The 21,643-nt window shown below is 66.1% G+C and carries 22 protein-coding genes, 1 tRNA gene and 1 other RNA gene; 12 read left to right on the forward strand and 12 right to left on the reverse strand.

Going from position 1 to position 21,643, the window contains the following annotated elements; all coding sequences use genetic code 11:
• Position 1: 1 nt before the first annotated feature.
• Both JOE31_RS10565 and JOE31_RS10570 read right to left on the reverse strand, forming a co-directional pair.
• Complete coding sequence (locus JOE31_RS10565) at positions 2–838, reverse strand: alpha/beta hydrolase family protein (RefSeq protein WP_209744035.1); 837 nt, start codon at positions 836–838, stop codon at positions 2–4.
• Between the two features lie 41 nt (positions 839–879).
• Positions 880–1,731 (reverse strand): SPFH domain-containing protein, encoded by an 852-nt coding sequence (locus tag JOE31_RS10570; protein ID WP_209744038.1) that lies wholly within the window; start codon positions 1,729–1,731, stop codon positions 880–882.
• Positions 1,732–1,812: 81 nt separating this feature from the next.
• Here JOE31_RS10570 and rnpB point away from each other — a divergent pair.
• Positions 1,813–2,204, forward strand: an RNA gene (gene rnpB / locus JOE31_RS10575) — RNase P RNA component class A.
• A 112-nt stretch (positions 2,205–2,316) separates the two neighbouring features.
• Here rnpB and JOE31_RS10580 read toward each other — a convergent pair.
• Positions 2,317–2,469 (reverse strand): hypothetical protein, encoded by a 153-nt coding sequence (locus tag JOE31_RS10580; RefSeq protein ID WP_011692281.1) that lies wholly within the window; start codon positions 2,467–2,469, stop codon positions 2,317–2,319.
• A gap of 271 nt (positions 2,470–2,740) precedes the next feature.
• On the opposite strand from JOE31_RS10580, the gene JOE31_RS10585 reads away from it, so the two are divergent.
• The 3 genes from JOE31_RS10585 (at position 2,741) to JOE31_RS10595 (ending at position 5,397) form a co-directional block, all read left to right on the forward strand.
• A complete protein-coding gene (locus JOE31_RS10585) occupies positions 2,741–4,219 on the forward strand; it encodes a glyceraldehyde-3-phosphate dehydrogenase (protein WP_209744041.1) in 1,479 nt (492 codons plus the stop codon).
• 77 nt (positions 4,220–4,296) lie between these two features.
• Entirely contained in the window at positions 4,297–4,506 is a 210-nt protein-coding gene (locus JOE31_RS10590) for a hypothetical protein (protein WP_209744044.1), read from the forward strand.
• A gap of 93 nt (positions 4,507–4,599) precedes the next feature.
• The gene (locus JOE31_RS10595) at positions 4,600–5,397 is read left to right on the forward strand and encodes an HNH endonuclease family protein (protein ID WP_209744047.1); all 798 of its coding nucleotides are present in this window, start codon (positions 4,600–4,602) and stop codon (positions 5,395–5,397) included.
• A 21-nt stretch (positions 5,398–5,418) separates the two neighbouring features.
• Here the strand turns inward: JOE31_RS10595 and def are convergent, their stop codons facing one another.
• The 3 genes from def to orn all read right to left on the reverse strand — a co-directional run bounded on the left by def (position 5,419) and on the right by orn (position 6,929).
• A complete protein-coding gene (def, locus tag JOE31_RS10600; RefSeq protein ID WP_209744050.1) occupies positions 5,419–5,991 on the reverse strand; it encodes a peptide deformylase in 573 nt (190 codons plus the stop codon).
• A gap of 100 nt (positions 5,992–6,091) precedes the next feature.
• Positions 6,092–6,164: transfer RNA gene (locus JOE31_RS10605), tRNA-His, on the reverse strand.
• A 129-nt stretch (positions 6,165–6,293) separates the two neighbouring features.
• Entirely contained in the window at positions 6,294–6,929 is a 636-nt protein-coding gene (orn, locus tag JOE31_RS10610) for an oligoribonuclease (protein WP_209744053.1), read from the reverse strand.
• A 157-nt stretch (positions 6,930–7,086) separates the two neighbouring features.
• Here orn and mptB point away from each other — a divergent pair, with 157 nt between their 5' ends.
• Positions 7,087–8,643, forward strand: coding sequence for a polyprenol phosphomannose-dependent alpha 1,6 mannosyltransferase MptB (gene mptB / locus JOE31_RS10615; RefSeq protein WP_209744056.1), 1,557 nt, complete (start codon positions 7,087–7,089; stop codon positions 8,641–8,643).
• On the opposite strand, the gene JOE31_RS10620 is transcribed toward mptB, so the two are convergent.
• A complete protein-coding gene (locus JOE31_RS10620; protein WP_209744059.1) occupies positions 8,636–9,322 on the reverse strand; it encodes a DNA alkylation repair protein in 687 nt (228 codons plus the stop codon). The genes mptB and JOE31_RS10620 overlap by 8 nt on opposite strands.
• A gap of 79 nt (positions 9,323–9,401) precedes the next feature.
• Here JOE31_RS10620 and JOE31_RS10625 point away from each other — a divergent pair, with 79 nt between their 5' ends.
• On the forward strand, positions 9,402–10,307 hold the full coding sequence (locus tag JOE31_RS10625) for an aldose 1-epimerase family protein (protein ID WP_209744062.1): 906 nt from the start codon (positions 9,402–9,404) through the stop codon (positions 10,305–10,307).
• Between the two features lie 8 nt (positions 10,308–10,315).
• Here JOE31_RS10625 and xylB read toward each other — a convergent pair whose 3' ends face one another.
• Together xylB and xylA are read right to left on the reverse strand one after the other, a co-directional pair.
• Positions 10,316–11,743 carry a xylulokinase gene (gene xylB, locus JOE31_RS10630; protein WP_209744065.1) on the reverse strand — a complete coding sequence of 476 codons (1,428 nt, stop codon included), beginning with the start codon at positions 11,741–11,743 and terminating at the stop codon, positions 10,316–10,318.
• Between the two features lie 84 nt (positions 11,744–11,827).
• Positions 11,828–13,015, reverse strand: a complete 1,188-nt coding sequence (gene xylA / locus JOE31_RS10635; protein ID WP_209744068.1) for a xylose isomerase — start codon at positions 13,013–13,015, stop codon at positions 11,828–11,830.
• Between the two features lie 127 nt (positions 13,016–13,142).
• On the opposite strand from xylA, the gene JOE31_RS10640 reads away from it, so the two are divergent.
• Positions 13,143–14,381 (forward strand): ROK family transcriptional regulator, encoded by a 1,239-nt coding sequence (locus JOE31_RS10640; protein WP_209744073.1) that lies wholly within the window; start codon positions 13,143–13,145, stop codon positions 14,379–14,381.
• A gap of 233 nt (positions 14,382–14,614) precedes the next feature.
• Here the strand turns inward: JOE31_RS10640 and JOE31_RS10645 are convergent, their stop codons facing one another.
• Both JOE31_RS10645 and JOE31_RS10650 read right to left on the reverse strand, forming a co-directional pair.
• Positions 14,615–15,430: an alpha/beta hydrolase gene (locus JOE31_RS10645; RefSeq protein WP_209744077.1), complete on the reverse strand. Its 816-nt coding sequence runs from the start codon at positions 15,428–15,430 to the stop codon at positions 14,615–14,617.
• Positions 15,418–16,515, reverse strand: a complete 1,098-nt coding sequence (locus tag JOE31_RS10650; RefSeq protein ID WP_209744080.1) for a LacI family DNA-binding transcriptional regulator — start codon at positions 16,513–16,515, stop codon at positions 15,418–15,420. Before JOE31_RS10650 ends, JOE31_RS10645 begins: the two co-directional genes overlap by 13 nt.
• Positions 16,516–16,679: 164 nt before the next feature.
• Here JOE31_RS10650 and JOE31_RS10655 point away from each other — a divergent pair, with 164 nt between their 5' ends.
• The 5 genes from JOE31_RS10655 (at position 16,680) to JOE31_RS10675 (ending at position 20,823) form a co-directional block, all read left to right on the forward strand.
• Positions 16,680–17,849, forward strand: coding sequence for a Gfo/Idh/MocA family protein (locus JOE31_RS10655; protein ID WP_209744083.1), 1,170 nt, complete (start codon positions 16,680–16,682; stop codon positions 17,847–17,849).
• Positions 17,849–19,063, forward strand: a complete 1,215-nt coding sequence (locus tag JOE31_RS10660) for a dihydrodipicolinate synthase family protein (protein WP_209744086.1) — start codon at positions 17,849–17,851, stop codon at positions 19,061–19,063. Before JOE31_RS10655 ends, JOE31_RS10660 begins: the two co-directional genes overlap by 1 nt.
• The gene (locus tag JOE31_RS10665) at positions 19,060–19,917 is read left to right on the forward strand and encodes a sugar phosphate isomerase/epimerase (protein WP_209744089.1); all 858 of its coding nucleotides are present in this window, start codon (positions 19,060–19,062) and stop codon (positions 19,915–19,917) included. Before JOE31_RS10660 ends, JOE31_RS10665 begins: the two co-directional genes overlap by 4 nt.
• A 215-nt stretch (positions 19,918–20,132) precedes the next feature.
• Entirely contained in the window at positions 20,133–20,564 is a 432-nt protein-coding gene (locus tag JOE31_RS10670; protein ID WP_209744092.1) for an SRPBCC domain-containing protein, read from the forward strand.
• An 82-nt stretch (positions 20,565–20,646) separates the two neighbouring features.
• On the forward strand, positions 20,647–20,823 hold the full coding sequence (locus JOE31_RS10675) for a hypothetical protein (RefSeq protein ID WP_209744095.1): 177 nt from the start codon (positions 20,647–20,649) through the stop codon (positions 20,821–20,823).
• Between the two features lie 59 nt (positions 20,824–20,882).
• Here the strand turns inward: JOE31_RS10675 and JOE31_RS10680 are convergent, their stop codons facing one another.
• Positions 20,883–21,143, reverse strand: a complete 261-nt coding sequence (locus tag JOE31_RS10680) for a lipopolysaccharide assembly protein LapA domain-containing protein (RefSeq protein WP_307864401.1) — start codon at positions 21,141–21,143, stop codon at positions 20,883–20,885.
• Positions 21,144–21,643 lie beyond the last annotated feature (500 nt).

Here is a 21,643-nt window from a genome sequence, read left to right on the forward strand (position 1 = left end):
CTTAGGCCAGGTTCCGGCCCAGGAACGAGAAGACATCCGGGAGGATGGAACGCCAGTAGCCGCTGTCGTGGCCGCCGTCCTGGAATCCCCCCTCGTGTTCCCCCGGGAGCCCGCTCACATAGTCCTTGACGCTGAAGAGCAGGTTGTCTGAGGTGCCGCAATCGATTCTCTTGGGCAACGTTTCCAGTTCCGGCCTGAGCGCAAAAATGTCGTTGGCCGCGAAGTCGGCGGCGCTGTCAAAGTTGTCCGCGCGTCCGTCGTCGTACAGGCTCCAGACGGCCGGGCTCATCGCTGCGACGGCGCGGAGCCCGGGGATGCGGTGCTGCGAGGCGAGGAGCAGTGCGCCGAAGCCGCCCATGGACAGCCCAAACACGGCGAGCCTGCCGGTGTCGAGGCCCTGCCCGGCAAGCAGGGGGATGAATTCCTCCACCACCATGGCCTGGGTGTCGGTGCCTGTGTCCCGGCGGTGCCACCAGCTTTCGCCGCCATCCACCGCCGCGACCGCGAACGGAGTCCCGCCGCGGGCCACGTGCTGTGCCAGGAGCCGGTCCGCTCGGAGATCGTCAAAAACCATACGATGGTCAGCGCCCGTCCCGTGCAGGAAGACGGCAACGGGGAGGGGACCTTGATCGCCGCTGGCGCCGCGGTCCGGAACGGCTACGGACCAGTTCGTGTCGGTGTCCGGGCGGAACTTCGACGTGAAGGATCCGCTGCGCACTTCCGCGGCCGAACCCTCGGGGCCGGCGCTGACGGGCGCGCAGGCGGCCAGCACGGCGGCAGTCACGCCCCCGGCTCCGAGTTCCAGCAACCGCCGGCGTCCGAGCGTCGGAAGATCCATACGCCGATCATAGACGCGGAGGCTCCGGATACCGGGCCGGCTCAGGCCGCCTTGACCGGCGGTTTGGCGGCAGCCGTGGCCGCCTGGTTCTCGCGGGCGAGGAACGCGGACAGTTCGCCGATGGTGCTCATCAGCGGCGCCGGGAAGACGACCGTGGAGTTCTTGTCCACGGCGATTTCCACCAGGGACTGCAGATTCCGCAACTGCAGGGCAAGCGGGTGGGCCATCATGGTGTCCGAGGCCTCGCCGAGGGCGGCTGCCGCGATGGCTTCGCCTTCAGCGGCGATGATCTTCGCCCGCTTCTCCCGCTCGGCCTCTGCCTGGCGGGCCATGGCGCGCTTCATACTGTCGGGAAGCTGGATGTCCTTCAGCTCCACCAACACCACCTCGACGCCCCAGGCGAGGGTCAGTTGGTCCAGAATTTCCCGGATATCACTGTTAATGCGCTCGGTTTCGGACAGCGTCTGGTCCAGGCTGTGGCGGCCCACCACCTTCCGCAGGGTGGTCTGGGCGATCTGGTCGATTGCCGCTGCGACATTTTCAATGGCCACGACGGACTTCACGGCGTCCACCACGCGGTAGTAGGCGACAGCGGAGATGTCCACGCTCACATTGTCCTGGGTGATGATGCCCTGCGACTGGATGGGCATGGTCACTATCCGCAGGCTGACCAGCGGAAGGCGGTCTATAACGGGAATGATGAACCGCAGTCCCGGCATCCTGACGCCAATGACCCTTCCCAGCCGGAATAGCACGCCTTGCTCGTACTGCCGGACGATCCGGATGGACATCTTGAGGAGGATGAGCAGCAGCAGTGCGACGGCGATGGCGATAAACGAATTGGTGGGGTCCATCAGGATCCCCTCCTTCTTGCCTGGTGTGGTCTTGTTCAATTGTCCCACCAAGGGATCAAAAAGCGCCCGGCACCCGCTGCGCAAACGGGCGCCCGGGTTGCCCGTAGAATGGACGGCGGATGGGTTGACCAGGCGGCCGCGCGTCACGCAAGTGGCTCGAGGAACGTCCGGGCTCCGCAGAGCAGGGTGGTGGGTAACGCCCACTCGGGGTAACCCGCAGGCCAGTGCCACAGAGAACAGACCGCCTGCCTCGGTCCGTGTCCGCACGGTCCGTGAACAGGTAAGGGTGAAACGGTGGTGTAAGAGACCACCAGCTTCCCGGGTGACCGGGAAGGCTAGGTAAACCCCACCCGGAGCAAGGCCAGACAGGACACGTTCGAGGGCTGCTCGCCCGAGTGTCCGGGTAGGCCGCTGGAGGGCGTCGGCAACGGCGTTCGTAGATGGATGGCCGCTATTCCTGCCCCGGCAACGGCGCGGGAACACAGAACCCGGCGTATCGGTCAACCCATCCACCACCACCGGCGCCGCGGGGCCCGTGGCAGGGCGTCGGCAACCGTCCGTGAAAACGACAAGGGGCCGGCACCGTGTGGTGCCAGCCCCCGCCGGTAGAGACCGGGTTTCAGGTCAGGCCTTGGCCTTCCGCTTCACCCATCCCCAGGCCGCCGTAGCGACAAACAGGATGAGGCCGATGACAGCCAGCCAAAGCAGGCCTTTCACGACGAAGCCCAGGATGGAAAGAATGAGCCATATGACAAGAAGTGCAATGATGAGTCCCATTCGGACATCCTATGTCAAGGGAGTGCGGTCCGGCGTGTGAGTGACTTCACGCTTTTCCGGGCGCGGGAGAACCCGCCGCCGCCCTAGAATGGATAGCGAACGTAGAAGTTCTGCCGCCGGGTCTGCGTTCGCAGCCGGCGGTTTTTCTTTGCGCTTCTCCAAGGTGTCCGGGGTGGACCGAATCCCCGCCGATGCCTGTGCCCCGGAATACCTCCGGTGGCCGACATCCGCATACGAGGACGTATGTGGTTGACCCAAGGAAGGTAGTTCTGTGAGCCAGACGTCAGATTCTTGTCTTGATACGTGGATGGGCCGTGAGGCGCTAGCCGAGGCCATGATCCCGGTCATCGGCCGGCTGTACCGCGAGAACAACGTGGTGACCTCCATCCACGGCCGCAGCCTGATCAACAAATCCACCATGAACATCCTGAAGGCGCACCGCTTTGCGCGACGGATGAGCAAGGACGAGCTGCTCCTGGAAGAGACGGCCCCGCTGCTGGATGCCCTCGCCGGGCTGGACCTGGGCGCTGCGGCTATCGACATTGCCCGCCTGAACCAGAAGTTCAAGACCGAGGCCAACGGTGCAAGCCTGGATGAGTTCCTGCGCGCCGAACTTGCCGACATCGTCGGGAAGCGCGGCGGCGACGACCGCACCAGCACCGACGTCGTGCTCTATGGCTTCGGCCGCATCGGCCGCCTGCTCGCGCGCCTGCTCATTGAAAAGGCCGGCGGCGGCCACGGCCTCCGGCTCCGGGCCATCGTGGTCCGCCGCGGCTCGGACAACGACCTCGCCAAGCGTGCCAGCCTGCTCCGCCGGGACTCGGTCCACGGCTCGTTCGAGGGCACCATCAAGGTGGACACCGACAACAACACCATTACGGCCAACGGAGTCCAGGTCCAGGTCATCTACTCGGACAACCCCTCAACAGTGGACTACACCGCCTACGGCATCAAGGACGCCCTCGTGGTGGATAACACGGGACGTTGGCGCGACGCCGAGGGCCTGTCCCAGCACCTCCTGAGCAAGGGCGTTTCACGCGTCCTGCTCACGGCACCGGGCAAGGGCGAGCTGAAGAACATCGTCCACGGCATCAACCACGGCACCATCCTTGACTCGGACAAGATCGTTACGGCCGCGTCCTGCACCACCAACGCCATCACTCCGGTCCTGAAGGCCATCAACGACAAGTTCGGCGTAGTCCACGGGCACGTCGAGACGGTGCACTCCTTCACCAACGACCAGAACCTGATCGACAACTTCCACAAGGGCGACCGTCGCGGCCGCTCCGCCGCGCTGAACATGGTGATCACCGAAACCGGTGCCGCCAAGGCCGTCGCCAAGGCACTGCCCGAGCTGCTGGGCAAGCTCACCGGCAGCTCCATCCGCGTTCCCACCCCGGACGTGTCGCTGGCCATCCTGAACCTGAGCCTGGAACGCGGCACCACCAAGGACGAGGTCAACGACTACCTGCGGCAGATGTCCCTGCATTCCGAGCTGCGCAAGCAGATCGACTACATCGATTCCCCCGAGGTTGTTTCCACCGACTTCGTCGGCTCCCGCCGCGCAGGCATCGTTGACGGCCTGGCCACCATCTCCAACGACAAGAACCTGGTCCTCTACGTCTGGTACGACAACGAGTTCGGCTACAGCTGCCAGGTAGTCCGCGTGATGGAGGAAATGGCCGGCGTCAACCCGCCGTCGTTCCCCGTCAAGGAACCGGCCGCCGCACTGGCAGCCATCGCGGTCTAATTCCCGGGACAGGTCCGGTCTGAGGTTTCCCGGCCGATGCTCTGGCATCGGCCGGGAAACGGACCCAAAATGGAGTCATGGAACACGAATCGACTCTCGAACATGAAACCACCCTCGAACACGCCCTCGACGTAGCACGGAAAAACCATAAGGAAGCCACTCGCCTCCTGGACCAGGCGCGAGTGTCGCATGCCGCGGGAGAGATTCCCGACAGCAGGATCAAACAGCTTGAGGAGCTGCTCGACCTTGCCGCCAACGACCTTAAACGTGTGTTGAAGGAGCAGTAACACCTCCTCCACACTGTGGATAAGAGGCCACGTTGTCGGTGGCCTGCCCTAGGCTCGTCCGGTGCATAGGAATTTTCACCGGGCAGGGCAACCATGACCATCAGCTGGGCGGCGTACCGCCGTGCCCGGCGCCGCTCCCGCCAGGCCTGGGCGGTCCTGATCGTGCTGGCTGTGGGGCTGGTTTCCGCCGTCTGCTGGTTTTTCACCGCAGGCCAGTTCGCCGCGGCAGAGCCGCCTGTCACCGGCCCGAGCGAAGCCCCCGTGCTGGATACTGCGTGGATGAAAGCCGTTCCCTCGGTCCGGCCGGTGCCCGGGGGCCGGGCTGTGGAAGCGCTGGAGGCACTTGCGGTGAAGGGCCGGGCGGCCAACGACAATTACGAGCGCACGGCATTCGGCCAGGCCTGGCTGGACGTGGACCGCAACGGCTGCGACACCCGCAATGACATCCTGCGGCGGGACCTCGACGGCGCACAGTTCACGGAGGGCTCCCGGTGCCGGGTGGCAGGCGGTGAATTCCATGAGCCGTACACCGGCGCGGTGGTCACGTTTTCCCGGGGAGCGGAGAGCAGCAAGGCCGTCCAGATCGACCATGTCGTGGCACTCGGTGACGCCTGGCAGAAAGGCGCCCAGCAGCTCACGCCGCAACAGCGCCAAAGCCTGGCCAACGATCCTCTCAACCTCGTGGCCGCGGACGGTCCGGCCAACCAGGAAAAAAGCGCTTCGGACGCAGCCAGCTGGCTGCCGAAGAACAAGGCCTTCAGATGCCACTACGTGGCGCGCCAGATCTCCGTTAAGGCCGCTTACGGCCTGTGGGTGACCCAGGCGGAGAAGGACGCCATGAAGCGGGTCCTCGACTCATGTCCGCAGCAGCAGACTGTCATACCGCGGTAGGGCAGCAAGGAGTCCTGCGGGTTAGTGACCGAACGGGTCGGGGTCGACGCCGGGCATCCACGTCAAACCGGGAACCCCCCAGCCGCTCCGTTTAGCCTGCTTCATGGCTTTCCGGGCATAGCGATCCATCAGCCGGTTCACGTAGAGCTTGCCGTCCAGATGGTCGTACTCATGCTGGATGATCCGGGCGAACCACTCGGTCGCCTCAAAGTCCACCGGGTTCCCGTCCCCGTCGAATCCCTGCACCCGCGCCCACTCCGCACGCTTGAGCGGGTACTGGCCGCCCGGGAACGACAGGCAGCCCTCCACTTCCTCGTCCGGGTCCGGGAGTGCGCCGGAAACCTTGGACAGCGTCAGGACGGGGTTCACCACAACCCCTGTGGGGGGCACGCCGTCGTCGTTGGCGAACTTGTAGACGAAGAGGCGCTTGCCCACGCCCACCTGGGGGGCTGCGAGGCCCACGCCGTTGGCGGCGTCGTTCGTTTCGAACATGTCGGCGATGAGGGTGCGGAGTTCGTCGTCGAAGACTTCCACTTCGGCGGCCCGGCGGTGGAGAACCGGCTCGCCCCAGATGGTGATCGGCAGAACGGTCATGTCAGGCGGTTCCTTTGATGCAGTGCGGTGAAACACAAAAGGCCGCACCGGATATCCGGTGCGGCCTCCTTGCTGGACGGCGGCAATACCATCCTGTGAGGGTGAGCTACGGGGGTTGAACCCGCGACCTCCTGGACCACAACCAGGCGCTCTGCCAACTGAGCTAAGCCCACCATGTGCCTGAGGACCATCCGGCTAACCGGCTGTCTTGGAAGGCAACGTCATATAGCCTACCTGCTCCGCGGAGCTGTTTTTGCCACTTTTGCCTGTTTCGAGGAAATTTCCCTCAAACGTGGCGCAGATTACTTCTCCGACGGTTCCGACAGGGGCTCGGCGGAGGCCATGACGGCCTTGGAAATCCGCTGCGCTGTGGCACTGTCCGGACCCGGCGCGGGGACAAAGATTGCCTCCCGGTAGTAGCGCAGCTCATCGATGGAATCCTTGATGTCTCCGAGCGCGCGGTGCCCGCCGTGCTTGGCCGGAGCCTGGAAGTACGCCCGCGCGAACCAACGACGGGAGAGTTCCTTGATGGTGCTGACGTCAATCACCCGGTAGTGCAGGTGCTCAACTACCGCAGGCATGTCCCGGGCGAGGAAGACGCGGTCCGTGCCCACGGAATTGCCTCCCAGCGGAGCCTTGCGGGGATCCGGAACCCACTTTGCGATGTAGTCCATGATCACTGCTTCGGCCTCAGCCATCGTTTTGCCGTGCGGAAGCTCTTCGAGGAGCCCCGAGCGTGTGTGCATGTCGCGGACGAAATCGTTCATCTGGGCCAGCGCGGCATCGTCCGGGCGGATGACGACGTCGACGCCGTCACCGAGGATGTTGAGTTCGGAGTCCGTCACCAGGGCGGCCACCTCAATGAGGGCGTCGTTCTTGATGTCCAGGCCGGTCATCTCGCAGTCGATCCAGACAATGCGTTCGTTAGTTATAGGCACCCGCCCAGCCTACCGTTCAGCTGCCACGGAGCTGTCCGATGCTAGGATTTCGGATACGTGGCGGTGCCTCTTTTTCATTGCTGCGGCCCCACCCCCGCCGGCTTGCCCGGCTATCACCGGGTGAAAAACGCCCCACAACAGATTGGACGATCCTGAGATGACGGCGCGTGTGCCTGCGGCGGGAAAAGTGGCTGCCGGCAGGTCGCCGGAGCCGGCCACTGCCGAAGTGGACAACGCGCTCTCGCCGCTCCTCTCGGGGTTCGCCGGCTCGATGTTCATGGCGATCGGTTCGCTGGGCGTGGGCTGGCTCGCGCCTGTTTCCGAGCTTCGCCGCCTGCCGCTGTTCATCTGGATGCGCACGGAAGCCGTAGGGGTGGCGCTTTCCATTGTGCTGCTGGCCGTGGGCGGCATGCTCCTGGTGCGTGCCTGGCTTCGCCTTGGCCAGCGGGTCCGGGTCTGGGGTGCAGGCGCCCGCAAGGCCACGCTGCAGGCTGTGGCGCTGTGGGGGCTGCCCATGATGTTCTCCGTGCCGCTCTTCAGCAGGGACGTGTACGCCTACATCGGGCAGGGACGCCTGATGGTGGAAGGCTTCAACCCTTACGAAAACGGGATCTCGGCGCTGTCCAACTACTTCCAGCTCGGTGCCGACAAGATGTGGACTGAAGCGCCCGTTCCCTACGGCCAGCTGTTTCTCTGGATCGAACAGCTGGTGGTGTGGTCCACCAATGTGCAGCCTGAGGCCAGCATCATGCTGTTCCGCGTCGCCGCCCTGGTCGGCGTGGTCCTGTGTATCGTGTACGTCCCCAAACTGGCAGAGCTGCACGGCGTCAATCCACACCGGGCACTGTGGCTCACCGCAGCCAACCCGCTGTTCCTCACCAACTTCATCGCCAGTGTCCACAACGATGCACTCATGATCGGACTGGCGCTGGCCGGGCTCTACTACTGTGCCACCCGGCGCGTTCTTTTCGGCCTGGTCCTCGTGACGCTATCCATCTCCGTCAAGCCGATCACCATCGTTTTCCTGCCGTTCATAGGGCTCCTGTGGGCCGGCAAGAACGCCGGCTGGCCGCGGAAGTTCGTCTTCTGGGGGCTCACTGCCGGCATCAGCCTGGCCATCCTGTACCTGATGAGCATGGTGAACGGCTTTGGCTTCGGCTGGGTGAACGGACTCTCCGCCCCGGGCAGCATCTGGATCTGGTACGCGCCGGTGGGCCTGCTGGGACTTGTGGTGGCCTCCATCTCCAACGCCTTCGGCCTGGACGGCTGGGGTCTGGCCAAATGGGTTTACGACGCCGGCAAGCTGCTGGCCGTTGGAATTGTCGCCTGGCAGATCTTCCGCGGCGACCACGACCGCCTGATGCGCCGGCTCACGTTGGGGTTCGCGGCAGTGGTCCTGCTGGCGCCCATGATCCAGTCCTGGTATGTCGTGTGGCTTATCCCGCTGTTCGCCGTGACGGGTATCCGGGATGACTGGCAGGTGAAGGCACTCTACTTCATCGTGTCCTTCTTTATGGTCTACGCCATTTCCGACCAGCTGGAAGTCTTCCCGTACCTGCAGACGGAGGACCTGGGCCTTCCCCTGGCCCTGGCGCGCAACGCGGCGGCCATTATCGCGCTGATGTTCGCGCTGTACCTGATCTTCCTCGATCCCAAGACCAAGCAGTTGTTCAGCAAACCCGACGAGCCGGTAACCACCCGCCCGGTCATCTAACCGGCAGGTTCCGGAGGGCCTCGCGGCGGGAGAGCGGGCTGAGCACGGTGTCGTGCCTGGCCACAAACTGACGGACCCAGTCCGCATCGGTTTTTGCGTACTCACGCAAGGCCCAGCCAATCGCTTTGCGGATAAAGAACTCCCGGTCGGCCAGGTTGGGCTCGATGACCGAGGCGAGCAGCCCCGGATCGGTAGCGGATTTTGCCCCGAGCTGCGCCGTGATGGCAGCCCTGCGAACCCACATGTCAGGGTCGCTGCTCCATGAACGGAGCACCCGGCCGAGCTCCGGACGGTGTGCCTGCAGCAGATCGCAGATCCGGTGCGCCACTCCGTCCACAAGATCCCACCATGCACCGGTGCGGATGATCTCCTCGTACACGGGAAGCATCTCCAGCCTGCCCCTGGCCGGCTTCGCACCCGTCAGGTCAATGGCGGCGTAACGCTCTTCGCGGAAGGCTGCTGAACGCCAGAGCTCCAGGACAGTGTCGCGCAGCTCCTCGAACGACCCGCAGGGCCACTGCCCGGCGGCGGCATTCGCGATCTTGCGGACCTCGGGAACCCTGACTCCCAGCGTCGGCATGTCCGATTTCATGTAGGCCTGGCTTCCCGCGGCCCGGCCTTGATCCGCCGCTGCCTTCAGCCTGGTGCGGATCCCGGCGATCAGTTCGTCGTTGGCCATGGTGGATACTCTACTGACGGGCCGACAGGCACTATAATAGTGAGCGCTAACACAAGTATTCCGGCAGCATTGGAAAGCCATGACCCACACCGAACATGAGATCAGTTTCGGCCCCTACACGGCCGTCGCCACAGCGCGTGGAGGAGCGCTCCGCGAGTTGCGGCATGAGGGCCGCGACCTGGTGGTCGGCTTCGGTGCCGACGGCGAAATTCCGGACTACCGCGGCGTCATCTGTGCACCGTGGCCGAACCGGCTGGCTGATGGCCGGTACAGGTTCGAGGGCAAGGACTTCCAGGCGGTGGTCAACGAGGATGAGCGGGGGACTGCACTGCACGGGCTGGTGTTCGGGGCGGACTGGGAACCGCAGGAACACACTGCGTCCTCCGTCCGCCTTGGAACCCGCATCGAGCCGGGGGACGGCTATCCGGGACGCCTTGACGTGTCAGTTGACTACGAGCTGCGGGCAGACGGGCTTCACAGCACTGTGCGTGCCCGGAATATTGGCGTTGAAGCAGCCCCCTACGGCGTGTGCCCGCACCCGTACCTTATCGCCGGTCCGGCCCCGCTTGATGAGTGGACCGTGCAGATCCCGGCCACGGAATTCATGGAGGTCTCCGCCGACCGGCTGCTCCCGGAAGGCATGGCCGGGGTGGAAGGCCATGCCTTTGATTTCCGGGCAGGGAAGGTCCTCGGAGCCGTGGAAATCGACCACGCTTTCACGGGCCTGACTTCCAACGCGGACGGTCTTGCCGCGGTGCGCATTCATGACCCCTCGGGCACCGGAGTGGAGCTGGAATGGGACAGGGCGTGGCCCTGGCTGCAGATCCATACCGCGGACAAGCCGTCAGGGCCTTCCCGGCTTGGCCTCGCCGTTGAACCCATGACGTGCCCGCCTGATGCCTTCAATAGCGGAACGGATGTGGTCCGGCTGGCTCCGGGGGAGTCCCATAAGGCCGGCTGGACCATTCGGGCGATCAGCCGTTAAGTTGGGGCTCACCCGTTGAGGTACGTCCTGGCGAAGCGCCGGTACTGTTCGAGCACCTCGGACGCGCCGCCGTCGGCCGCCGTCACTTCGGTGCCGGACGACTCCCACTCCGGCCACCGGCCCGCGAGGACGGCCGCCGCCTGCCGGGCGGCGCCGTCGGCCACGTATTCACCGGGCTCGGGCACCACGACGGGAAGGCCGAAGACGGACGCGGCAATCTGCTGCACGGCAGCGGACTGTGCGCCGCCTCCCACGAGGATGACGCGTGCGGCCGTAACTCCCTGCGCCTGCAGGGCCGCCAGCCCGTCCGCGAGGGAGCAGACCACGCCTTCGACGGCGGCCCGGGCCAGGTTGGCCCGCGTGTAGCTCGCCAGAGTGGCACCGTGCAGCGAACCGGTGGCGTGCGGCAGGTTGGGTGTGCGCTCGCCTTCGAAATAGGGAACGAGCGTGAGGCCGCCCGAACCTGCCGGGGCGGCAAGGGCGAGTTCGTTGAGCCCGCCCAGCGTCACGCCGAGCAACGCGGCCGTGGAATCGAAGATCCGGGTGGCATTCAGCGTGCAGGCCAGCGCGAGGAAGTTGCCGGTGGCGTCGGCAAATCCGGCCACAAGTCCGGTTGCATCGGCGGCCGGAGTCTCCGAGACGGCGAAAACCGTCCCCGACGTCCCCAGCGATACCACCACGTCGCCCGGACGGGCGCCGACGCCAAGGGCTGCAGCCGCATTGTCGCCGGCGCCGGGGCCGATGATTGCGCCCGACGGCGTTGTGCCTGCGGCCTCCATCGAACCGGCGACGGCGGGCAGAACGGGGACATGTCCCAGTACCTTCCGGAGGAGTTCCGGGAGGTAGGTCCCCGCGGCCGTGGAGAAGTATCCGGTTCCGGAGGCATCGGACCTGTCCGTCCTGAGCAGCTGCAGCGAGGAGGGTCCCGATCCCGGGCCATGGCCCGCGAGACGCCAGCTGAGCCAGTCGTGAGGCAGGCAGACGGCCGCCACGCGGCGTGCGCTGTCCGGCTCATGGCGGGCCAGCCAGCGAAGTTTGGTGATGGTAAGGGAAGCCACCGGAACGGTACCCGTCGCCTTCGCCCAGTAGGCGGCTCCGGCTCCCGCGTCGCCGTCGCCCGCCTCTTTGATGAGCTGTTCGGCATCCTCCGCGGAGCGCGTGTCGTTCCAGAGCAGGGCGGGGCGCACCACCGCACCAGAGACGTCCAGGCACACCATGCCATGCTGCTGGCCGCCTACGGAGACGGCGGCCACATCGTCCAGGCCGCCGGCCTGTGCGATGGCCTCCTGGAGCGCGGCCCACCAGTGGTCGGGGTGGATCTCGCTGCCGTCGGGGTGGGCGGCGCGGCCCTGGCGGATCAGCGTGCCGGTGTGCGCATCCCGGATCACCACTTTGCATGACTGCGTGGAACTGTCGATTCCTGCTACCAACGGCATGGCGGGTTCTTTCTGAAGGGCTGCCGCCGGATCCGGCGGTCCGGATCCGGCGGCAGTGGAGCTGGCTGGTTGGGGGAGCCTGGCCTAGCGGGCGCCGAGCAGGTGCTCGATGGCCAGCTGGTTGAGGCGGACGAAGGCGAAGGACCGCCGGGCGGCGGCATCGGCGTCGAACTCCGCGAATGCGGAAGCGTCAGCCAGCAGATCCGCCGTGGTCTCTCCGGCGGCGAGGGTGGGTTCGCCGAGTTCGAAGACGCCGGAGGTCTTCAGGGCTTCCTGGACATCGGGGTCGGCGCGGAAGGCCAGGGCACGCTCCTTGAGGAGGAGGTACATGGACATGTTGGATTTCGCGGATTCCCAGACGCCGTCGTATCCGTCGGTGCGTGAGGGCTTGTAGTCGAAGTGACGCGGGCCGTCGTACTTCGGGCCGCCGTTGGGGAAGCCGTTTTCGAGCAGGTCCACGGTGAAGAATGCGCTGGTGAGGTCGCCGTGCCCGAAGACGAGGTCCTGGTCGTACTTGATGCCGCGCTGGCCGTTGAGGTCGATGTGGAAGAGTTTCCCGGCCCACAGCGCCTGGGCGATGCCATGGGTGAAATTCAGCCCGGCCATCTGCTCGTGCCCGGTTTCCGGGTTGAGGCCCACGATGTCGCCGTGTTCCAGCTGTGCGATGAAGGCCAGTCCGTGGCCGACGGTGGGCAGGAAGATGTCGCCGCGGGGCTCGTTGGGTTTTGGTTCCAGGGCGATCCGAAGGCCGTAGCCCTTGTCCTTGATATAGGCGGCGGCCGTGTCCACGCCTTCCTTCATCCGGTCCAGGGCGGCAGAGAGGTCCTTGGAACCGTCATACTCGCTGCCTTCGCGCCCGCCCCACATGACGAAGGTCTCTGCACCCAGCTCTGCTGCAAGGTCGATGTTCTGAAGGACTTTGCTGAGCGCGAACCGGCGGACTGAACGGTCGTTGGAGGTAAAGCCGCCGTCCTTGAAGACGGGATGACTGAACAAATTGGTGGTCACCATTGGGGTCTTGAGGCCCGTCTCGGCCAGGGCGGCCTTGAAGTTCTTCAGGATCAGCTCGCGCTCGGAGGCTGTGGCGTCGAACGGGACCAGATCGTTGTCATGGAAGGTGATGCCGTAAGCGCCCAGTTCGCTGAGCTTGTGGACGGCTTCGACGGGGTCCAGGGCGGGACGGGTGGCGACGCCGAAGGGATCCGCCCCGGTCCAGCCGACGGTCCAAAGGCCGAAGGTGAAGCGGTCTGCAGGGGTGGGCTGGAGGGTCATGAAACATCCTTGGTTCGGAGGTGTAGTGGAAGCTGTCGGCCAGGTAGGAAAGCAGGCCGGTGAATTAGTTTTCAATCTGAACTATATGCGTCATGATTGACTTGGGTCAATGATTAAGGCGGCGGAAATGTCACGGGAAAATAATGTTGACGGCAGTGCGGCGCGTCCGGCACCCGGCCGGGTGGAGGACGTCCGGCGTGGCAACCTCGTCCGGGTCCTCGCGGCCATTGCGCAGGCACGGACGGATCCGCAGCGCTACCCGACGCGTGCTGAGCTGGCCTCCCTGACCGGCTTGACCAAGGCTTCAGTGTCCAGCCTGGTCGCCGAGCTCGCCGACTCCGGCCTGGTCATGGAGTCCGGCGCCACGCGCGACGGTGAACGCGGCAGGCCCGGGGTAGGCCTCCAGCTCAGCACCCGCCGCGGTGTGGTGGGCATGGAAATCAACGTGGACTACATCTCGGCAGGCCTTCTGGACCTCGGCGGTGCGCTGCGCGCGTTCAGGACGCTGGAATGCGGAAACCGCGGCCAGTCGCCGGAATCCGTCATGGCCCTGTTGTCCGGGCTCGTGAACGACGTAGTCGCCGAGGCAGCAGCCGCCGGGATCGCAATCCTGGGCGGCGGACTGGCGGTGCCCGGACTCGTGGACACGGCATCCGGAACGGTTTCCAGCGCCCCCAACCTGCAGTGGCACAATGTTGCCCTTGAGCTGGGCGGGTTGCTGCCGGGCGCACCTCTGGGCACGGTTCTGTATAACGAGGCAAACTGCGCTGCCCTGGCCGAACTCTGGTACGGGCACGGATCGGAATTCCGCGACTACCTGTTTGTTTCCGGTGAGGTGGGTGTCGGTGGCGGCCTGGTCATCGGCTCCCGGCTCTTTGCCGGACCCCACGGGCAGGCGGGGGAGGTGGGCCACGTGGTGGTTGATCCGTCGGGTCCGGACTGCTCGTGCGGCGGCCGCGGCTGCCTGGAAACATTCGCCGGCCAGGAGGCCATCTTTGCCGAGGCCGGCATTCCGGCAGGAACTGCCTCCGTGCGGCTGGGGCAACTCGTGGAACAACTTGGCGCCGGCAATGCTGCCGCCGCATCGGCCGTGGCCCGTGCCGGCCGCTACCTTGGCATCGCCGCAGCCTCCACGGCACGGCTGATGAACCTCTCCGCCGTTGTCCTCGGCGGCCACTTCACCCGGATGGGGCCGTGGATTGCACCGGCCGTAATAGCAAGCCTCGCCGTCCATGCGCCCGGCGTCGTCAGTCCTGCCAGGGTGGCGGTTTCGGAACTCGGCCAGTCGGCTGCCCTCCTGGGCGCGGCCGGGAGCGCCCTGCGTTCCGTCCTTGCCGCTCCCTCCGGCCTGACGACTGCCGGCTAGGTGCGGCCCGGGGCGGCGACGAAACAGCTCACCCACCAGAGAGGGCCTTCCGGCTTCCCGCCAGGACCGCCGTGGGCCACCGGACCCGCCGCCTTTAACACCTGGGACCGGAGGATCCGCGGGTAGCAGTCGCGCGGCTCCACGGCACACCAGCCCACCGGCGCTCCGTCATGGAAGGCGAGGACGCCCGACGTCGGGCCCTTCCGCCGGTCCTGTGATTATGGGTGATGCGGTCACGGCCGCCAGCCGTGTCCGGTAAGCCAGGTGGCACACAGCTCTGTCCACCGCTCCACGCCGGCCACCCCGGGAGCGAGGCCCAGCCCGTGCCGGCCTTGCGGAAAGACGTGCAGCTCCGCAGGCACGGCAGCCTTGCGCAGCGCCATGGCGTAGCGCAGGCTGTGTTCAACATCGACCGCTGCGTCGTCAAACGTGTGCCAGATGAACGCCGGGGGAGTGCTGCTTGTGACGGTGAGCTCGGCGGACAGCTCTGCCAGCAGGTCACCGGAGGGTGCCGCGCCGAGCAGGTTGTCGATGCTGCCCTGATGGACGGCCGATTCGAAGGACACCACTGGGTAGCACAGTATGGCGAGGTCCGGCCGGGACCCCGGCGCGTCGAGTGTCTCGTCTCCGGTGGGAACGCCTCCGGCGAGGGTGGCAGCCAGGTGCCCTCCGGCGGAGAACCCCAGGACACCCACGCGGGAGCCATCCACTTCGAGTCCGTGGCCGCCGCACCTGATCCATGCCAGGGCCGCCTTCGCGTCCGCCAGCGGGGCCGGGTGGCGGTGCGGAGCCACCCGGTAGCGCAGCACGAAGGCGTGGATGCCCAGGGACGCCAGCCATTCGGCCACCGGCTCTGCCTCGTGGTCTGCGTGGCGCGCGTAGCCTCCGCCGGGAAGGACCAGGATTGCCGGGAACCGCCGGGGGGATTGCCCGCCGTCCGAGTGTGCGCGGGCCGGTGACGTGCCGCCTCCGGGCGCGGCAGGACCGTGGCGGGCCGGGACAACGGTGAGGCCGGCTGGCATCCGGGAGTTGCCGGTCAGGCGGTCCATTCTGTGCTCCGCCGGAGCGTCACCTGACCGGTGACGGCCGGACCGTCGTCGTGTTTTCCTTCAGTTCCGGCGGCCGCTGTGGACCCCACCGTGCTCAAGGTGGCCAGGCGGCCGATTTCCTCCAGCGGAAGGCGCACCGTTGAAAGCCCCGGGCGGAAGTCCCGGAGCGTTTCGATATCGTCAAACCCTGCGATCAGCGCGTCGCGGGGAATTCGGAATCCCTGGGAGCGAAGCCCTGCAGCTGCGCCGATTGCCATGACATCGTTCGCCGCGAAGATGCACAGATCCGGCTTCCCGCCCTCGTTCGCGGGGGCGGAGTTCCGGGCGTTCCGGATCCGTTCGGCCAGCACGAGTCCGGCTTCGTAGCCGCCGGCACGGTTGAAGGAGGCGCGGAGGACTTCGGCTTCGGGGCGGCCGGTCGAGGCGAGGCCGGCCTGGAAGCCGCGGATCCGGTCGTCGGACGTGATCAGGCCTTCGGGGCCGCCGATGATGACGAAGTCGCCTGAATGGCTGCCTGTGAGCTTTCCGGCAAGTTCCGCGGCCAGCTGCTCATTCGGCACTTCCACAAGGTGGTAGCCGTCCAGTTCAGCGGCTCCGACGATGGCTTGGCCCACCACCCCCACGTGCCCGCCATTGCGGCAGTAGCGGTCCAGTTCGGCGGCAAGTTCGGCGTTGCCCTGGTGGTCTTCCGGGCGGCTGGACCGTGAGCCGGCAATGACGATGGCGTCGGCCCGCCTGGCAGCGAAGGCGGCGACGGCTTCCTTCTCATCGGCCGGAGTTCCGCCTGTCGTGGCCAGCAGCACCATCTTGTGCTGCTCGCGGGCCACTTCCTGGACGCCGCGGGCTATGGCGGAGAAATACGGATCCGCGATGTCGTGCACAATCAGGCCCACCAGTCCCGAACTGGACTTCGCGAGTGCCTGGGCCTGGGCGTTGGGGATGTAACCAAGGGTCTCGGCTGCCTGCCGTACCCGCTCGGACACTCCCGGGCCGGGTTTGCGGGCGGAGCCATTGAGGACGCGTGACGCAGTAGCCGGCGAGACCCCGGCCAATCGTGCCACCTCGGTGAGGGTACTTGCAGCCACTGATATTTCTCCTGTTCAGCCAACGTGCGCGTAGTGGTCATTATGGCAGTTTGAACGACTTTCGGGAAAGCGCTTGCCATGCGGCGCGGGAAGATGCATCATAAATGCAGTGGGAATGCGCTTTCCCAGCACACCGTACTGAACCAACTCACCGTGGAGGACACATGGGCTTCGAAACAAAGACGATCCGTATCGCCATGAACGGCATTACCGGCCGGATGGGCTACCGCCAGCACCTGCTGCGTTCCATCCTCCCCATCCGCGACGCGGGCGGCTTCACCCTTGAGGACGGCACAAAGGTCCAGGTCGAACCCATCCTGGTCGGCCGCAACGAAGCCAAGATCCGGGAACTCGCCGAACTGCACAAGGTCTCCGAGTGGAGCACCGACCTGGACGCCGTAATCAACGACCCCACAGTCGACGTGGTCTTTGACGCGTCCATGACCAGCCTCCGCGCCGCCACCCTGAAGAAGGCGATGTCCGCGGGGAAGCACATCTTCACGGAGAAGCCCACGGCGGAAACCCTGGCGGAGGCCATTGAACTGGCCCGGATCGGCAAGGAAGCCGGGGTCACCGCCGGCGTCGTCCACGACAAGCTCTACCTGCCCGGATTGGTCAAGCTGCGTCGCCTCGTTGACGAAGGCTTCTTCGGCCGCATCCTGTCCATCCGCGGAGAATTCGGCTACTGGGTCTTCGAAGGCGACGTCCAGGCAGCCCAGCGCCCGTCCTGGAACTACCGCAAGGAAGACGGCGGCGGCATGACCACGGACATGTTCTGCCACTGGAACTACGTCCTCGAAGGCATCATCGGCAAGGTCAAGAGCGTCAACGCCAAGACCGCAACCCACATCCCGGCCCGCTGGGACGAAGCCGGCAAGGAATACAAGGCCACGGCCGACGACGCCTCCTACGGCATCTTCGAGCTGGAAACCCCGGGCGGCGACCAGGTCGTCGGCCAGATCAACTCCTCCTGGGCGGTCCGCGTCTACCGCGACGAACTGGTGGAATTCCAGATCGACGGCACCCACGGTTCGGCGGTCGCGGGCCTGAACAAGTGCGTCGCACAGCAGCGCGCCCACACCCCCAAGCCCGTCTGGAACCCTGACCTGCCCGTGACCGAGTCCTTCCGCAGCCAGTGGCAGGAAGTGCCGGCCAACGCCGACCTGGACAACGGCTTCAAGCTGCAGTGGGAAGAGTTCCTGCGCGACGTCGTTGCCGGCCGCGAACACCGCTTCGGCCTGCTCTCCGCGGCCCGCGGCGTCCAGCTCGCCGAGCTCGGCTTGCAGTCCAACGACGAACGCCGCACCATCGACATCCCGGAGATCTCGCTCTGATGACATCCCTGATCCTTCCCACCGACGACGGCGGAACCCGCGAATACCGTCTTAAGTCCGCGCCCGCCTGGGCAAAGCCCTCGGCCCCCATCACCTCGCGGCACGCCTACGCCGCAGCCCACGTCATCCCGGAAGTCACCGCGGACAACACCCCCGGCGCGCCGGCCCGGCTCGACTGGGACGCCACCATGGCCTACCGGCACGAACTCTGGTCCTACGGCCTCGGGGTGGCCGATGCCATGGACACCGCCCAGCGCGGCATGGGCCTGGACTGGGCTGCCACCCAGCAGCTGATCAAGCGCACCGGCGTCGAGGCGGCGTCGGTGGTCGCCGGGGGCGCTGCCGCCACGGCCGGCAAGTCGGTGCGCGACCTCGTCTCGTGCGGGGCCGGCACCGACCAGCTGGATCCGGCCGCCCTGCCGACGGGCGCCGCCGGCATCCAGGCCGTCCTGGACGCATACCGTGAACAGGTCGCCGTCGTCTCCGAGGCCGGGCCAAAGGTCATCCTGATGGCCTCACGCGCCCTGGCCAAAGTGGCCAGCGGGCCTGATGACTACCTGCACGTGTACTCCACGCTGCTGCGGGAAGCGGACCAGCCGGTCATCCTGCACTGGCTTGGCACCATGTTCGATCCCGCGCTCGCCGGCTACTGGGGTTCCGACGACGTCTCCACGGCCACTGATACGTTCCTCTCCCTGATCCGCGAGCACGCTGACAAGGTGGACGGCGTCAAGGTTTCGCTTCTTGATGCCAGCCACGAGGTGGCGCTGCGCGCCGCACTCCCCGACGGCGTCCGTCTCTACACCGGCGACGACTTCAATTACCCGGAACTGATCGACGGCGACGGCACCCACCATTCGGATGCCCTGCTCGGCATCTTCGCCGCCATCTACCCGGCAGCATCGGCAGCGCTGCAAAGCTACGACGCCGGCGATGCAGTCAAGGCGCGTGCCATCCTGGACTCCACCCGGGAACTGGGCAAGCACATCTTCAGCGCCCCCACGTTCTACTACAAGACCGGCATCGCGTTCATGTCCTGGCTCAACGGCAAGCAGCCCGGTTTCCAGATGGTGGGCGGGCTGCACTCCGGCCGATCCGTGGTGCACCTCGCCAAGACCTTCGAACTTGCCGACCAGGCCGGACTGTTGCAGGACCCCGCCCTGGCTGCGTTCCGGATGTCCGACTACCTGCGCATCAACGGGGTGGGAGTATGACGTTCAATTCAGGGCAGTCCCCTTTTTCGCGACTTTCCCTCAACAGCGCCACCACCAAGAAGTGGACCCTGGCCGAGGCCGTTGATGGCTGCGCCCGTGCGGGGATCCCGGCGATCGGCCCGTGGCGTGACCGCGTTCACGAGGCCGGCCTGGACAAGGCCGCCAAGCTCATCCGGGATGCCGGACTGCGGGTGTCCTCGCTCTGCCGTGGCGGCTTCCTGACGGCAGCCGACGCGGAGGGGCAGGCTGCGGCGCTCGCCGACAACCGCGCAGCCATCCTGGAAGCCGTGGCGCTGGACACCCGGGAGCTGTTCCTGGTGGTCGGCGGCCTCGCACCGGGGGAGAAGGACGTAGTGGCTGCCCGCCAGCGCGTCGCCGACCGCCTCGCGGACCTGGTTCCGTTCGCTGCCAAGAACGGCGTCCGGCTGGTGCTGGAGCCGCTGCACCCGATGTACGCCGCCGACCGCGCCCTGATCTCCACCCTGGGCCAGGCCCTTGACCTGGCGGCACCGTACGACGCGAAGGCCGTCGGCGTCGCCGTCGACACCTTCCATGTGTGGTGGGACCCCGAGTTGAAGGCCCAGATCGAACGTGCCGGGCGGGAGAACCGCATCGCCTCCTATCAGGTCTGCGATTTCAACCTGCCCATCGCAGCAGACGCGCTGTTGTCCCGGGGCATGATGGGCGACGGCGTGATCGACTTCGCAACCATTGGCACCTGGGTGCGCGATGCCGGTTACACCGGCGACATCGAAGTGGAAATTTTCAACCAGGAAATCTGGGACGCCGACGGCGACAGCGTTCTGGCGACCATGAAGGAGCGCTACGCGGGACTCGTCCTGCCGTACGCCTGACCGGCCGTAGCGTCTTCCCGCGGGGACGCGATTCCTGATGCAGACCGCGGGCCCCTGCTTCGTCACGGCCGGGGCCTGCGCCCCACCGAACGGCCCGGCACCGAGCAGCGGTGCCGGGCCGTTTTTGGCTCCTCCGATCTTCCGGGGCCGTAACTCTTCGGGGTCCTTAACAACGCCCGCCGTGGCGCGTAGGGTCGTGCGCAGGAGGGACTGACATGAATGATCAGATCAAGCTCGCGGAAGCATCCGTGCTGGTGGAAGCCCCACGGAGCCGGGTATGGCAGGCGCTGACCGATCCGGAAATCGTCAAGCAGTATTTCCTCGGCACTACTGTGACCACTACCTGGCGCGAAGGCGAGCCGGTGACTTTCGCCGGGGAGTGGAAAGGCAAACACTACGAGGACAAGGGCGTCGTGCTGGAGAACCGGCCTGAGGACCTCTTGCGCATCAGCCACTACAGCCCGCTGACCGGGCTGCCGGACATGCCGGAAAATTACCATACGGTGGAGTACCGGCTGGATGAGAAGCCGGACGGCACTCAGGTCACCATCACGCAGGGGAACAACAAGAGTGACTCCGAGGCGGAGGAGTCTGCGAAGCTCTGGGAAATGGTCCTGGGAAACCTCAAGGGGCTGCTTGAACGCTGACGGTTCCTGCCGGACGGAGTGGTTGCCTGGGACGCACGTGTGAAGCGTCGACAAGCCGAACGTTCCGGACTAGCTTGGGCACATGACTGAGATTCCAGACGAAAACGGCACCGCCCGGGGCGACGACGGTACGGTCCGGCCGGCGGAAGAGGCCGCCCGGGTTTCCGTCGCCGGCGACCTGGCGGAAACGGTTGAGCCCGATATCGCCGACATGGACGACACCCCCGAAGGACACCGCGGAGACGTGGATTTCGGGTGAGGTTGCACGGGTGACACGGACCGCTTCGGAATGACTTGGCGGTGCCGCCAACGGGTGCTTTAGCGCACCCGCTGCGCAAGCACCCGGCGGCGGTGGGCCGCGGCACGCAACTGGATGATCCGGGCTGCGCCGGCAAGAGCCACCAGCACCCCGCCGCCCACAGCGGCAATGAAGAGTGCAATCCCCAGCGGAACGGCGCCCTCCAGCCCGAAATACCTGACCTGCACGTAGTCCTGGTTCTGCAGGATGAAGATGATCAGGAGCACCATTACCGCCAATGCAGTGGCGACGGCGGCCCAGACCATCCCGGCGCGTGTCACGTGCCGTTCCTCCGTCGGCGCAGTCGACTGCGTTGCGGGTGCGCCGGGGGACGGAACGCGCCGGGCCGGTGTAGCCTCTTCCGTTCCGCGCTGTACCGGTACGCCTTGGGCTCGCCCGCCGGCGGAGTGCTCTGGGCCGCACCGGGGCCCGTTTGCGGTGATGACGTAGTTGTTTCCTGCGGCTCGTAGTCCGGTGATTGCTGAGTCATTCGGTCCATCCTCTCCAAGATGATCCACCGCGGCGGAAGATGCGGCGCCGACGCCACTTCAAATGAGTCGGCGCCGCCCTCAAATGATAAGCATGCTTAGCGTGAATTGCTTGCAGAAGCATGGTGTCCTACATCCGGCATGTCAGTTAACACTGTCCTCCGGAGACTCGCGTCTGGAAAGGCCGGGGCGGCATTGCCCTTGCCGCCACGATGAAGGGCCCGGATCCGGCTGACCCCAGGATGAACGAAACGGCCCCCACTGCGTTGACGCAAGTGGAAGCCGCTTCCTGT

Origin of the sequence: Arthrobacter sp. PvP023, from assembly GCF_017832975.1 — a bacterium.
Taxonomy (GTDB): Bacteria; Actinomycetota; Actinomycetes; order Actinomycetales; family Micrococcaceae; genus Arthrobacter.

Coding starts and splice junctions, on each gene's coding strand:
- def (WP_209744050.1), bottom strand. CDS start 5,991: ATGACCGTTCTGCCGATCACCATCTGGGGCGAGCCGGTTCTCCACCGC.
- JOE31_RS10565 (WP_209744035.1), bottom strand. CDS start 838: ATGGATCTTCCGACGCTCGGACGCCGGCGGTTGCTGGAACTCGGAGCC.
- JOE31_RS10620 (WP_209744059.1), bottom strand. CDS start 9,322: ATGGCCAACGACGAACTGATCGCCGGGATCCGCACCAGGCTGAAGGCA.
- xylB (WP_209744065.1), bottom strand. CDS start 11,743: ATGCCGTTGGTAGCAGGAATCGACAGTTCCACGCAGTCATGCAAAGTG.
- mptB (WP_209744056.1), top strand. CDS start 7,087: ATGACGGCGCGTGTGCCTGCGGCGGGAAAAGTGGCTGCCGGCAGGTCG.
- JOE31_RS10675 (WP_209744095.1), top strand. CDS start 20,647: ATGACTGAGATTCCAGACGAAAACGGCACCGCCCGGGGCGACGACGGT.
- JOE31_RS10670 (WP_209744092.1), top strand. CDS start 20,133: ATGAATGATCAGATCAAGCTCGCGGAAGCATCCGTGCTGGTGGAAGCC.
- xylA (WP_209744068.1), bottom strand. CDS start 13,015: ATGACCCTCCAGCCCACCCCTGCAGACCGCTTCACCTTCGGCCTTTGG.
- JOE31_RS10595 (WP_209744047.1), top strand. CDS start 4,600: ATGACCATCAGCTGGGCGGCGTACCGCCGTGCCCGGCGCCGCTCCCGC.
- JOE31_RS10625 (WP_209744062.1), top strand. CDS start 9,402: ATGACCCACACCGAACATGAGATCAGTTTCGGCCCCTACACGGCCGTC.
- JOE31_RS10580 (WP_011692281.1), bottom strand. CDS start 2,469: ATGGGACTCATCATTGCACTTCTTGTCATATGGCTCATTCTTTCCATC.
- JOE31_RS10645 (WP_209744077.1), bottom strand. CDS start 15,430: ATGGACCGCCTGACCGGCAACTCCCGGATGCCAGCCGGCCTCACCGTT.
- JOE31_RS10590 (WP_209744044.1), top strand. CDS start 4,297: ATGGAACACGAATCGACTCTCGAACATGAAACCACCCTCGAACACGCC.
- JOE31_RS10665 (WP_209744089.1), top strand. CDS start 19,060: ATGACGTTCAATTCAGGGCAGTCCCCTTTTTCGCGACTTTCCCTCAAC.
- JOE31_RS10640 (WP_209744073.1), top strand. CDS start 13,143: ATGTCACGGGAAAATAATGTTGACGGCAGTGCGGCGCGTCCGGCACCC.
- JOE31_RS10655 (WP_209744083.1), top strand. CDS start 16,680: ATGGGCTTCGAAACAAAGACGATCCGTATCGCCATGAACGGCATTACC.
- JOE31_RS10660 (WP_209744086.1), top strand. CDS start 17,849: ATGACATCCCTGATCCTTCCCACCGACGACGGCGGAACCCGCGAATAC.